Source organism: Streptomyces sp. MNU89, assembly GCF_020982505.1.
Lineage (GTDB): Bacteria > Actinomycetota > Actinomycetes > Streptomycetales > Streptomycetaceae > Streptomyces > Streptomyces xinghaiensis.
The window spans coordinates 3,684,733-3,697,741 of record NZ_JAJKLL010000001.1 but is presented as its reverse complement, the minus strand read 5'-3'; the positions used below and the strand labels follow the sequence as shown (position 1 = coordinate 3,697,741).

Below are 13,009 nucleotides of genomic sequence, written 5' to 3'. Positions count from 1 at the left end.
CGGTCACCACAGCTAAGCAATTGTGCCCACAGTCCGTCCCTCCGCACGACATGCGGCGTCGGACGATGGTTGTACGCGGTCAGCGGCCGAGGCGGCCGCGGACCATTCCGACCATGGCGGTCATCTCCTCGATCCTCATCCGCTTCGCAGCCAGGACGAAGACCGCCAGGAGCGCGATCCCGCCCGCGCCCAGCGACGCCAGCGAGGCGAGTCCGCCGTTGCCGAGAGCCTGTGTGATGCCATAGCTCGCCGCTCCTCCCGCGAGCGCGGCCGGGATACCGGCCCCTGCCAGCCGGGCGTAGGTCCGCGTGACGCGGCGCCCGTCGAGATCGCCGCCGAGCCGCCGGCTCAGCCTCTTCCATGCAACGCCTACCCCGACGATGTAGGCCAACCCATAGGACGCCCCCATGCCGACCACGGCCCAGCGGGCCGGGAGCAGAAGGAAGCTCGCTCCGGCGGCCGCGGCGTTGACCGTGGCGACGATGACCGTGTTGTAGAACGGCGTCCGCGTGTCCTCGTAGGCGTAGAAGCCGCGCAGGACCACGTACTGGACCGAGTACGGGATGAGGCCCAGGCCGAACGCCATCAGGGTGAAGCCGATGTTGCGTGCGCCGGACTCGCCGGAGGCGCCGTAGAGCAGGGTGGCCATGGGGACGCCGAGCGCCAGGAAGGCGAAGGCGCACGGGACGATGGCCACGGCGGACGTGCGCAGTCCGTAGGAGATGTCGTCGCGGACGGCTCCGGGGTCGTCGTCGGCCGCGGCACGGGAGATCCGGGGGAGGACCGCGGTCATCACGGAGACCGTGATGATGGCCTGCGGCATCTGCCAGAGCAGCAGGGCGTAGTTGTACGCGGTGATGCCGGTGCCGGGGTAGCCCTGCTTCTCGGCGACCGTGCCCGCCCAGGTGGCGAGCTGGGTGACCACGATCATGCCGAGCTGGTTGGCGAGTACGAAGAAGAACGTCCACTTGGCCAGCCGGGCCGCCTTGCCGAGGCCGTGGCCGCGCCAGTCGAAGCGGGGCCGGAAGGTGAAGCCCGCCGCGCGGAGGTAGGGGAGCATCGCCAGCGCCTGGACGGTGAGTCCGAGCAGGGTGCCGATGCCGAGGAGCCGGACGCCTTCCGGAGTGATGGTCTCCGCGTCCATGCCGGTACTGGTGAAGCCGCCGAAGGCCCAGATGAAGCCGCCGAAGGTGGCGATGACGACGACGTTGTTGAGAACCGGGGTCCACATCATGGCGCCGAACCGGCCACGGGCGTTGAGGATCTGCCCGAGGACGACGTGGACGCCCATGAAGAACAGGGTGGGGATGCAGTACCGGGCGAATGCGACGGCCACGTCCATCTGCGCGGGCTCGGAGACCCACTTCGCCGACATCATCCTGATGAGCAGCGGGGCGGCGAGCACACAGACGGTGGTGACGCCCGCGAGCAGGACGATGACGAGGGTGAGCAGGCGGTTGGCGTAGCCCTCGCCGCCGTCGTCGTCGTTCTTCATGGCCCGCACCAGCTGCGGGATGAAGACGGCGTTGAGCGCCCCGCCGCCGACGAGGATGTAGATCATCGTCGGGAGGGTGTTGGCGACCTGGTAGGCGTCGTTGAGTGTGCCGACGCCGATGGCTGCGGCCATCACCAGGGTGCGCAGGAAACCGGTGATCCGGGAGACCAGGGTGCCGGCGGCCATCACCGCGCTGGACTTCAGCAGTCCCGAGGCCCGCCCGGCGGACTTCTTCGCCGGCGCCGGTTCGGGATCCGACGGAAGCTCCGGGTTCGGGCCGGTGGCCGGGGCCGGGGCGGGGGCGGAGAGGACTCGGGGCCCGGAAGGCGGGGGACTGGGGCGGCGGAGGCGCTTGGACGGCCGGGGGCGCGTGGGGTGGCCGCTGCGGCTCGTACGGCTGCTGCTGGTCCCGGTAGAGGTGTGCGAAGGCGTCCTGCTGCCCGGCGGTCCCGCGCTCGGGACCGGGTGGGGGCGTCCACGGGGACGGCCCGGGCCCGGCGGGCCCGGCGGGCTGGTGGTCGTGGGGAGCGTCGCCGCCGGGGCCGGCCGAAGGGTCCGGGCCGGGCGCCGGGGTGTACGGGTCCCCGGTGTAGGGGCCGTGGCCGGTGTCCGGGGCGTACGGGTCGTGGCCGGCTTCCCGGGCGTACGGGTCGTGGGCGGGCGGCGGCGCCTGGGCGGCCGGGTCACCGCCCGGGTACCGGCCCCGGTCACCGTCGTACGGCGCGTTCATCGCTTCCCCACTTCATCATCCCGGGCCACCAGACCACGACTTCGCTCAACGCTCCACCCTCTCACCCGGATCGGGAGCTTCGCTCTTCTCCGGTCCGGCCTCCGCGCCCCCGGTCTCGCGCTTGCCGGGTGCCTCGGATCCGGCCGTGTCGTCCCCGCCGGCGGGCGGGGGATCCGCCGGGACGTCCTGCCCGGTCCCCTCCGCCTCCTCGGGCCCCCCGGCGTTCTCCGCGCCCGCGTTCCCGGTGGTCCCGGCGGGCTGCGGCTCGTCCTCCGCGGTCCCCGCTCCCCCGGCGGGCCCGCCCGCCTCCCGGGCCGCGGCCCGCTTGCGCTGCGTGTACATCCGGATGCCGGCCAGGACCAGGAGGAGCACCCCGCCCGCGATGACCAGCATGACGGTGGAGGTGATCTCGGTGACGTTCACCTTGAACGACATCGGGGCGCCGTAGGGCCGTCCGTCCTCCGTGTAGAGCTGGGCCTCGACCCAGACGAGCCCGTTCGCGTTGGCCGTGGTGTCGAACTTGACCGTCTGGCTGTGGCCGCTGCCGATCTCCACCGACTGGGGCTCGCCGGGGTCGAGCCGGTGCGGAGAACTGGACCGGAGCACCAGCTTGAGGTCCTCGACGCCCTGCAGGAGGTTGTTCTGCACGGTGACGGGAATCGTGCCGCTGCGCCCGGACAGCGTCAGCTTCTTCTGGGCCTTCTCGATCAGCTTCACTTCCTGGGTGAGACCCGCCAGATAGTCCTCCACGGACTCCCGGTAGGCCTCGGCGGCCCTGGGCTCGCCCCGCCAGGCGGTGGACATCTCGCGCAGGATCGCGTTGCCGAACGGGGTGATCACCCGGTCCGGCTCGGAGAGGATCACCGTGAAGCCGTTGAGCGCGTTCTGGGTCCGCTGGACGTCCTCGAAAGCCCTGGTGGGCAACTCCTGCTTGCGCAGCGCCTCGGGATAGGAGCGAACGCCCGGGACCCGGGTGGCCGCCCGCGGGTCGGGCTTCTCCTGGATGGCGTCCCGGAGTTCCTGCGGCTGGGTCCAGCCGCCGGCCCGCAGCCCTTCCAGTGCCTCGGCCATCGCCCGGGCCTGGTGCGCGGTGGGCCTGCGCTGCGGAGCGACGACGAGGCTGCGTTCCCGGCCCGGTGCCTCCCGGTTGACCATCAAGGTGTGGGCGAGGAACTCCTGCACGGCGAGTGTGGAGTTCTCCGCGCCGGTCATGTCGCCCTGGAAGGCCGTGGAGAGACGGGTGTCGGCCGCGAGGGCCGTGGTGCCGCCACCGATCGGCCGGACGGCACTGGTGGTGTAGGGCGGCTCGTCCTCCCCGCGCAGGCTGTCGCCGCGGGTGATGACGTTGCGTGCGCCGGCCGAGGTGGCGACGTCGATGACGGAGGTGTCGACGGCCCCGTTCACAGGCCAGGCGAAGTCGGCGCGCGGCTTGCGGCCGAAGATCGTTTCACCGGTCTTCACGGCGAGATCCGTGGCGGTCTTCAGATGACTGATCGATCCGGAGACCTTGGTCCCGCGGTGGGCGAGCGAGGCGAGGTCGGGATCGGCGAACGGCAGCGTGACCAGCTCCCGGCCCTCCACGGCGGCCAGCAGGTCGCTCATCCACTGGCGGGCAACCGCCTGGCCCTCCCCCTTGGTGACCGACCCGTCGGGTTCCCGGATCTCGTACTCCTTGGTCATCATCTCGACACTGACGAGCAGGTCGGGATCGACCACCCAGGTCACGGGGAGGTCCTTGCCGAGGGCCACGAGCTGCTGGAGCCGGCCGCCCGGTGCCAGTTCGGCGGCGAGGGAATCGTCGCGGAACTGCGGGGTCTGCTGCTGGTCCGACCCGGTCCGGGCCGTGAGGTGGGGGGTGGAGATGAGCGGCCAGAGGTACCCGATCTTCGTCGGCTTCCGTGCCTCCCCGGGCTGCCAGGGGAGGAAGGTCCGCTCGATGCCCAGTACCTGGTCGTACTGGCCCGCGGTGCGGCCGCTGAGGGCCACACCGAGCTGATAGACCCCCGCGTCTCCCAGGTTCAGATCCTCGGCGGGGAGCGTCATGCTGAACTTGCGGCTGGCACCGGCCGGCAGCTCGCCGAGCTTCACGGTGTGCTCACCGTCGACAGTGCGGCCGTCCTCCGCTGCGGAGAAGCCCTTGCGCTTGGCGACGATGCCGATGGCGCCCCGGCTGCTCAGAGGCGTCTGGCCGACACGGAGGCCCACGCGGGCACCGTCGACCGCGGATTTCCCGTCGTTGCTGACCCGGCCGGTGACGGTGATCGTGTCGTCTTCCGCGGGTACCACCGGGGTCAGCGAGTTGATGGAGACATCGACGGTCCGGGAGCCGGTGGCCGATGCCGCGGCCTCCGCTCCGGGCGCGGCGGGAAGCTGGACCAGCCCGGCGAGCAGCGGTGTGCCGGCCAGTACTGCGGCAGCCTTCCGCCACCACCGGCGGGCGGGACCGATAGTCGTCCCCTGGATTGCTGCCACCTCGGCCACGCGCTCGCCCGTCCCTCGTCATCGGTGGTGGTCGTCGGATGTGCGTCCACGCATGGTAACGATGCCCGGCCGGGCGAAGTGCTGGGGATGGCCTCACAAGATCCCCGGGGGAGCTGCCGCGGGAAACGTGGACGCCGCGGGGGCGCGGGGGCCGTACCCTGGTCTGTCGTGCCGAACGCGAAGAATGACAGCCTCAACCCGCAGGCCCCGCAGATCTCGAACGCCGCGCAGACGCTGAGCCGGGCGCAGCGCCGCGCTGTGGGGGAGCTGCTACGGGTGTCCCCCGTCGCCGACGACCTGGCGCGCCGTTTCCGGGAAGCCGGTCACGCGCTCGCCCTCGTCGGCGGATCGGTGCGGGACGCGCTGCTGGGCCGGCTGGGCAACGATCTGGACTTCACCACGGACGCCCGCCCCGACGACGTGCTGAAGATCGTGCGCGGGTGGGCGGACTCGGTCTGGGAGGTGGGCATCGCCTTCGGGACGGTCGGCTGCCGGAAGGGCGATTTCCTGATCGAGGTGACCACTTACCGCTCGGAGGCCTACGACCGCACCTCGCGCAAACCCGAGGTGTCCTACGGTGACGCGATCGAGCAGGATCTCGTCCGCCGTGACTTCACGGTCAATGCGATGGCGGTTGCCCTGCCGGAGAAGGAGTTCATCGACCCGCACGGCGGACTGGAGGACCTCGCGGCCCGGATCCTGCGGACCCCGGGCACCCCGGAGGAGTCGTTCTCGGACGATCCCCTGCGGATGATGCGGGCCGCGCGGTTTGCGGCACAGCTCGACTTCGAGGTTGCCCCGGAGGTGGTCGCGGCCATGACCGCGATGTCCGGGCGGATCGAGATCGTCTCCGCCGAGCGCACGCGCGAGGAGCTGAACAAGCTTCTGCTGGCCGACCGGCCGAGGAAGGGGCTCACGCTGCTCGTGGACACCGGCCTGGCCGCGCATGTGCTGCCGGAACTGCCGGCGCTGCGTCTGGAGCGTGACGAGCACCACCGGCACAAGGATGTGTACGAGCATTCGCTGACCGTGCTGGAGCAGGCCATCGAACTGGAGGAGAACGGCCCCGACCTGGTGCTGCGGCTGGCCGCGCTGCTGCATGACATCGGGAAGCCGAAGACGCGGCGGTTCGAGAAGGACGGCCGGGTCTCCTTCCACCACCACGAGGTGGTCGGGGCGAAGATGACGAAGTCCCGGATGGCGAAGCTCAAGTACTCGACCGAGATGATCAAGGATGTCTCGCGGCTGGTCGAACTGCACCTGCGCTTCCACGGCTATGGCACGGGTGAGTGGACGGATTCGGCGGTGCGCCGCTATGTGCGGGACGCGGGCCCGCTGCTGGACCGGCTGCACAAGCTGACCCGGTCGGACTGCACGACCCGGAACAAGAGGAAGGCGAACGCCCTCTCCCGGGCCTACGACGGTCTGGAAGCGCGCATCGCCCAGCTCCAGGAGCAGGAGGAGCTGGACGCGATCCGGCCGGACCTGGACGGCAACGAGATCATGGAGATCCTCGGCGTTCCTCCGGGGCCGGTGGTGGGCCAGGCGTACAAGCATCTGCTGGAGCTGAGGCTTGAGCACGGCCCGATGGAGCACGACGCGGCAGTGGCGGCATTGAAGGAGTGGTGGGCCACTCAGCGGTGAGGCGCCTCCGCGAGGGCCCGTGTTTCACGTGAAACGCGGGCGGGGCGGCGGCCGGTCCGGACCGAGGGCGGGGTGTGTTTCACGTGAAACACACCCCGTCTCTTGTGGTGCCGGCGCTCAGTGGGCCATCCGGAACCGGTGCAAGGTGAGGCCGGTCGCGCCGTAGAGCAGAGCGACCAGGCCGACCAGGAGGGCGGAACGCCCGTCGGGCGGCAGTATCACGGCGGCGAGCCCGGCTGCCCCGACGAAGGCGACGTTGAAGAGCATGTCGTAGACGGAGAAGACCCGGCCGCGGAATGCGTCGTCCACCGTGGACTGGATCACCGTGTCCGTGGCGATCTTGGCTCCCTGGGTGGTGAGGCCCAGGAAGAAGGTGGCGGTCAGGACCGGTACCGGCGCGAAGGTGAGTCCCAGGGCCGGTTCCAGAACGGCCGCCGCCAGCGCGCACGCCGTGATCCAGCCGGAAGGGCCGAGGCGCCCGGCCGCCCAGGGGGTGATGGCGGCCGCGGTGAAATAGCCGGCTCCGGACAGGGCGACCGCCAGGCCGAGCAGGGAGAGGCCGGCGGCGGCGTTCGATTCGTCGACCGGCCCTTCCGTGCCGTCGCCGGTCCAGGCGTAGCGGCAGAGCATGAGGACCATGACGGTCAGCGCTCCGTAGCAGAAGCGCATCAGAGCCATGGCGGCGAGCGCACGTGCGGCCGGACGGCGCCGGGACAGATGCGCGAGCCCGTCCAGGAGCCCGCGTGCCGTGCCGGCCACCGCGGCCCCGAACCGGATCCGGATGAGACCGCGGGGGCCCAGCTGATCGCGTCCGAGCCGGAGCGCCGTCAGGGCTGCCCCGAGGTAGACCGCGGCCCCGAGCAGGACGACTCCCGCGTCGGACTCCCACCCAGTGAGGCGCAGGGCGAAGACCAGGCCGCCCCCGGCGGTGGCGGCGATGGTGCCGGCCGTCGGGGAGATGGCGTTGGCGGTCACCAACTGCCCCTCGTCCGCGACGACATGGGGAAGCGCCGCCGAGAGGCAGGCGAGGATGAAGCGGTTCACGGCCGTGACGGACAGCGCCGAGAGGTAGAAGAGCCAGTCGGGCACCTCCGCGACGATCAGCGCGGCGGTGGCACCGGCCAGTGCCGCCCGCAGCAGATTGCCGTGGAGGAGGACCTGGCGGCGGCGCCAGCGGTCGAGGAGGACGCCGGCGAAGGGGCCGACGAGGGAGTACGGCAGGAGCAGGACCGCCATGGCGGAGGCGATGGCCGCGGCGGACGTCTGCCGCTCGGGGGAGAAGACGACGTACGCGGCGAGCGCGATCTGGTAGACGCCGTCGGCGGACTGCGAGACCAGCCGGACGGCCAGCAGTCGGCGGAAGCCGCGGAGCCGCAGCAGTGTCCCCGCGTCACGCAGAACAGCCATGCTCCACAGCCTCACACAGTGCGGGGACGCGGACGGACCCCGGGCGCGGTGCCCGGGGTCCGTACGGGGAAGCGGGTAAACCGTGCGGCAGAGGGCGCGGCTCAGCCACCGGTCAGTGATCGACCTCGCCGGCGATGAACTTCTCGACGTTCTCGCGGGCCTCGTCGTCGTAGTACTGCACCGGCGGGGACTTCATGAAGTACGAGGAGGCGGAGAGGATCGGGCCGCCGATGCCCCGGTCCTTGGCGATCTTCGCGGCCCGGAGCGCGTCGATGATGACACCCGCGGAGTTCGGGGAGTCCCAGACCTCCAGCTTGTACTCCAGGTTCAGCGGGACGTCACCGAACGCGCGACCCTCCAGCCGCACGTAGGCCCACTTGCGGTCGTCGAGCCAGGCGACGTAGTCGGAGGGGCCGATGTGGACGTTGTCCGCGCCCATGTCGCGGTCACGGATCTGCGAGGTGACGGACTGCGTCTTGGAGATCTTCTTCGACTCCAGGCGCTCCCGCTCCAGCATGTTCTTGAAGTCCATGTTGCCGCCGACGTTCAGCTGCATGGTGCGGTCCAGGATCACACCCCGGTCCTCGAACAGCTTGGCCATCACCCGGTGGGTGATCGTCGCGCCGACCTGCGACTTGATGTCGTCACCGACGATCGGGACGCCCGCCTCGGTGAACTTGTCCGCCCACTCCTTGGTGCCGGCGATGAAGACCGGAAGGGCGTTGACGAACGCCACCTTGGCGTCGATCGCGCACTGGGCGTAGAACTTGGCCGCGTCCTCGGACCCGACCGGCAGGTAGCAGACGAGCACGTCGACCTGGCGGTCCTTGAGCACCTGGACCACGTCGACCGGGGACTCGGCGGACTCCTCGATCGTCTCCAGGTAGTACTTGCCGAGACCGTCGAGGGTGTGGCCGCGCTGAACCGTCACACCGGTGGAGGGCACGTCGGCGATCTTGATGGTGTTGTTCTCGCTGGCGCCGATGGCGTCCGCGAGATCGAGACCGACCTTCTTGGCGTCCACGTCGAAAGCGGCGACGAACTCCACGTCACGTACGTGGTAGTCGCCGAACTGCACATGCATGAGACCCGGGACACGGCTGTCCGGGTCGGCGTCCTTGTAGTACTCGACGCCCTGCACCAGCGAGGCGGCGCAGTTGCCCACACCGACGATGGCTACACGAACCGAACCCATTCCGGTTACTCCCCTTGTTCATTCGACGAGGTCCCGCTGCATGCGGGCCTCACTTGGCGGTGTCGTCGGACGGATCCGGCCGGGAACTACCCCGGTTCCGGGGCAGGCCGCCCGTGTTTTCCGATGGTTCCTGAAACGACGCGCGAGACCGCGGAGGCCGGGATCGCTCCGGCGCGCGCTCTGCGGAGTCCGGCCCGGAGGCCGGTCCGGGCCCGGCCGGTGAGGCCGGCTCCGGTGCGGTGCCCGGCGCGGAGCCCGGCGTGGATTCCCCGGCCGCCGGGCCGGCGCCCGGCACGGCCCGGTTGCGGTCACGCCCGTACCGCTCGCTCTCGATCAGCTCGTTGAGCCAGCGGACCTCGCGCTCCACGGACTCCATTCCATGCCGCTGGAGCTCCAGGGTGTAGTCGTCCAAACGCTCCCGGGTGCGGGCGAGCGAGGCGCGCATCTTCTCCAGCCGCTCCTCCAGCCTGCTGCGGCGGCCCTCCAGCACCCGCATCCGCACATCCCGCGAGGTCTGCCCGAAGAAGGCGAAGCGGACTCCGAAGTGCTCGTCCTCCCAGGCGTCCGGACCGGAGTGGGCGAGGAGTTCCTCGAAGTGCTCCTTCCCCTCGGCCGTCAGCCGGTAGACAATCTTGGCTCGCCGGCCGGCGAGGGTGGCGGCGAGAGCGTCCTCCGGCGCGCTGCCGGACTCCTCGATCAACCAGCCCTGGCGCACGAGCGTCTTGAGGCAGGGATACAGGCTTCCGTAGCTGAAGGCCCGGAACACCCCCAGGGAGGTGTTCAGGCGTTTTCGCAGCTCGTAGCCGTGCATGGGGGACTCGCGGAGCAGTCCGAGAACGGCGAACTCGAGGACGCCGGAGCGTCTGCTCATGCGTCTCCTCCCTCGCCTTCCGCTGCTCCGTGGTCCGCGCTGCCGTCCGCGCTGTCTTCTGCTGCGTCTTCTGCTATGTCCAGTCGATGTATCGGATCGATACATCCAGACGATAGAACGGCGTCCCCGCCGTCACAAGAGGGGCTGGGGTGAACGGCGTCACATCACTGTTTTGACAGAGACAAGTTGCCTGTTATGTACGGAAGATGGCTGTCCAGCGGGTTTTGACCCTGCGTAGTCTGTGCGCCATGCAGACCACCGGGAACCGCGGGGCGCGGCGGAGCGTCCTCGTCCTGGGTGCAGTGCGGCCCGGCGCCCCTCCGGGGTGGCCGCCGGTCCGTACGTCGGGGGTACCGGAAGAAAACTGCCGCTTTCAGGCGATAGCGCCTGCCCGAGGAGTATCTGTTCCATGAGCGAGCACCGTCGCAAGCCACCGCAGTCCGCAGGTGGTGGACGCGCCGCGGCCCGACGCGGGGCGCAGGCCTCAGGCCGCCGTGCCGCGCCGAGGCGTGGAGCCACCGAACCCGAGTCGCCGCCGCCCGGTGAGGGGCGCCCCTACGGAGGGCGCGCCGAGGCCCGGCGGGCGGCGCAGCGCGGAGGCGGCGGACGCCGCCGGGCCGCCGAGGCCGGGGCCACCGCCACCGGTGCGGGTGCCGTGGGGCGGGGCCGCCGCGCGGCCGCGAACGGTCCGCAGAAGAAGCGCCTGATCGACTATCCGCGGTCGGGCCGGACCGGCGCCCGCCGGTGGATCCCGTCCTGGAAACAGGTCGCGGGCACGGCCGTGGGCTTCATGGGCCTGCTCGTGGGCGGCGCGGGGATAGCTTTCGCCGTGGTCGACATCCCCCAGGTCAAGGACGACTCCCAGGTCGAGAAGAACGTCTACTACTGGGCGGACGGCGAGCAGATGGTCGTGGCCGGCGCCGGTGAGTTCAACCGCCAGATCGTCAAGTACGACAGCATCCCCCCGGCGATGCGGAACGCGGTCATCGCCGCGGAGAACGCCTCCTTCGAGGACGACCCGGGCGTCGACCCGATGGGCATCGCCCGTGCCGTCTTCAACATGGCGAAGGGCGGCACCACCCAGAGTGGTTCCACCATCACCCAGCAGTACGTCAAGAACGCCATGCTGAGCCAGGAGCAGACCATCTCCCGGAAGGTGCGGGAGCTGTTCATCTCCATCAAGGTCGGCGCCGTCAAGGACAAGGAAGAGATCCTCGCCGGCTACCTCAACACGGCGTACTACGGCCGGGGCGCCTACGGCATCCAGGCCGCGTCCCGCGCGTATTACGGCAAGGACTGCGACGACCTGACGGCCAGCGAGAGCGCGTTTCTCTCCGCCACACTGAACGGCCCGAACCTCTACGACCCGGCCGGTGGCGTGGGCTCGGCGGCGACGCCGGAGAAGAACCGGAAGCGCGCGGAGGAGCGCTGGGCCTGGACCCTCAAGCGCGAGGTCGAGACCGGCCGGATGAAGGCCGCCGAGCGCAGCAAGTGGATCGCGGACGGCTTCCCGACACCGAACGACCCCAAGCCCGCCACGAACAAGGCCGGCCAGATCGGCTACCTCACCACGCTCGCCGACAACTTCATCACCTCCAAGAGCTCCATCTCCAAGGCCCAGCTGGACCGGGGCGGCTACGAGATCCACACCACCTTCGACAAGAAGAAGATGCTGCAGCTGGAGAAGGCTGTGCAGAAGGTGACGAAGGAGAATCTCAAGCCGAAGGAGCGCGACGAGGACAAGTACGTCCAGTTCGGCGGGGCGTCCATCGATCCCCGAAGCGGGGAGATCGTCGCCATCTACGGCGGCAAGGACGCCACCGAGCACTTCACCAACAACTCCGACTACACCGGCGTCCCCGTCGGGTCGACGTTCAAGCCGTTCGTCCTGGCCGCCGCGATGAGCGACGGTGTGCGCGACCCCGAGGGAGATCCCGACCAGGGGCCCGACCAGCGCACCCCGGTCTCACCCCTGAGCGTCTACAACGGCGACAACAAGGTGAAACTGCTCAACTACGACGGCTCCACCTGGCTGGACAAGGAGAACAAGGAGTGGCACCAGACCAACGACGGTGACAAGAGCTACGGCCAGGTCACCCTCCGCAAGGCGATGCAGCACTCCGTCAACACCCCGTTCATCCAGCTCGGTGTGGACGTCGGCACCGACAAGGTGAAGGAGACGGCGCTGGAGGCCGGTCTGGTCGAGGACCAGCTCGCCGCGACCGTGCCCTCCTTCTCGCTCGGTACCTCCTCCCCCAGCGCCATCCGGCTCGCGGGCTCGTACGCCACCTTCGCCGCCGAGGGCGAGCAGATCACCCCGTGGTCGGTGAAGACGGTCGAGAAGAACGGCCAGCCGGTGTACGAGCACAAGGCCAAGAAGACCCAGGGTCTCGACACCAAGGTCGCCAACAACGTCACCGACGTGCTGAAGAACGTGGTCGAGAAGGGCACCGGCACCTCCGCGCAGCTGCCCGACGGCCGGCCGGCGGCGGGCAAGACCGGTACCACCGACGGCAACAAGTCCGCCTGGTTCGCCGGCTACACCCCCCAGCTCTCCACCGCGATCGGCATGTTCCGGGTGAACGACCGGGCGGAGAAGCAGAAGTTCCTGGAGATGTACGGCACGGGCGGCCAGCAGAGCATCCACGGCTCGTCGTTCCCCGCCCAGATCTGGGCCGACTACATGGGCCGGGCGCTCAAGGGCGAGAAGATCGAGCAGTTCCCGAAGCCCGAGCCGATCGGCAAGAAGGTCTACGGCGACGGCGCCAGCCCGACCCCGACGCCCACCCCACGCCCACCCCGTCGGAGAGCGAGTCCACCGAGCCCTCGCCCAGCGAGACGCCCAGCGAGACGCCGTCCTCGTCGCCGAGCAAGACCTGTGGCTTCTTCGACCCGAAGTGCAAGGACGAGGACGAGCCCACGGGCGGTGCTGACGGAGGCACCGACGGGGGCGTCGACGGCGGAGCCGACGGGGGAGCCGACGGCGGGATCAGCAGTTCGCCGACGACGACGCCGCCGGGCGGCGGCAACGGCAACAACGGTGGCGGCGGCTGGCTCGGCGGCCCCGACGGAGACACCGGATAGGAACGGAGGGGCAGGGGCGCGCCGGCCGCAGGCCACCGGCGCCCCGCTCCTCCCGCGCCGTCAGCGGTGCCCCCGCCCCCATGGAGCGTCATGGGCGGGGGC

General features: G+C 70.3%; 5 protein-coding genes and 2 pseudogenes. 2 read left to right on the top strand and 5 right to left on the bottom strand.

Annotated elements, in window-relative coordinates; translation table 11 throughout:
* Positions 1-79 precede the first annotated feature (79 nt).
* Positions 80-2,225 (bottom strand): annotated as a pseudogene (gene murJ / locus E4N63_RS15900) (murein biosynthesis integral membrane protein MurJ).
* A 45-nt stretch (positions 2,226-2,270) separates the two neighbouring features.
* Positions 2,271-4,706 carry a DUF6049 family protein gene (locus tag E4N63_RS15895; protein ID WP_230241003.1) on the bottom strand — a complete coding sequence of 812 codons (2,436 nt, stop codon included), beginning with the start codon at positions 4,704-4,706 and terminating at the stop codon, positions 2,271-2,273.
* Positions 4,707-4,874: 168 nt separating this feature from the next.
* Between E4N63_RS15895 and E4N63_RS15890 the strand changes: the two genes are divergently transcribed.
* Entirely contained in the window at positions 4,875-6,350 is a 1,476-nt protein-coding gene (locus tag E4N63_RS15890; protein ID WP_230241002.1) for a CCA tRNA nucleotidyltransferase, read from the top strand.
* A gap of 117 nt (positions 6,351-6,467) precedes the next feature.
* Here E4N63_RS15890 and E4N63_RS15885 read toward each other — a convergent pair whose 3' ends face one another.
* The 3 genes from E4N63_RS15885 to E4N63_RS15875 form a co-directional block, all read right to left on the bottom strand.
* Positions 6,468-7,757, bottom strand: coding sequence for an MFS transporter (locus E4N63_RS15885; RefSeq protein WP_230241001.1), 1,290 nt, complete (start codon positions 7,755-7,757; stop codon positions 6,468-6,470).
* Positions 7,758-7,869: 112 nt separating this feature from the next.
* Complete coding sequence (locus E4N63_RS15880; RefSeq protein ID WP_043464451.1) at positions 7,870-8,952, bottom strand: inositol-3-phosphate synthase; 1,083 nt, start codon at positions 8,950-8,952, stop codon at positions 7,870-7,872.
* Positions 8,953-9,001: 49 nt separating this feature from the next.
* Positions 9,002-9,823, bottom strand: coding sequence for a helix-turn-helix transcriptional regulator (locus tag E4N63_RS15875; RefSeq protein ID WP_230241000.1), 822 nt, complete (start codon positions 9,821-9,823; stop codon positions 9,002-9,004).
* 409 nt (positions 9,824-10,232) lie between these two features.
* Between E4N63_RS15875 and E4N63_RS15870 the strand changes: the two are divergent.
* Positions 10,233-12,907: pseudogene (locus E4N63_RS15870) on the top strand (transglycosylase domain-containing protein).
* The last annotated feature ends 102 nt before the right edge of the window (positions 12,908-13,009 follow it).

Coding starts and splice junctions, on each gene's coding strand:
- E4N63_RS15885 (WP_230241001.1), bottom strand. CDS start 7,757: ATGGCTGTTCTGCGTGACGCGGGGACACTGCTGCGGCTCCGCGGCTTC.
- E4N63_RS15880 (WP_043464451.1), bottom strand. CDS start 8,952: ATGGGTTCGGTTCGTGTAGCCATCGTCGGTGTGGGCAACTGCGCCGCC.
- E4N63_RS15875 (WP_230241000.1), bottom strand. CDS start 9,823: ATGAGCAGACGCTCCGGCGTCCTCGAGTTCGCCGTTCTCGGACTGCTC.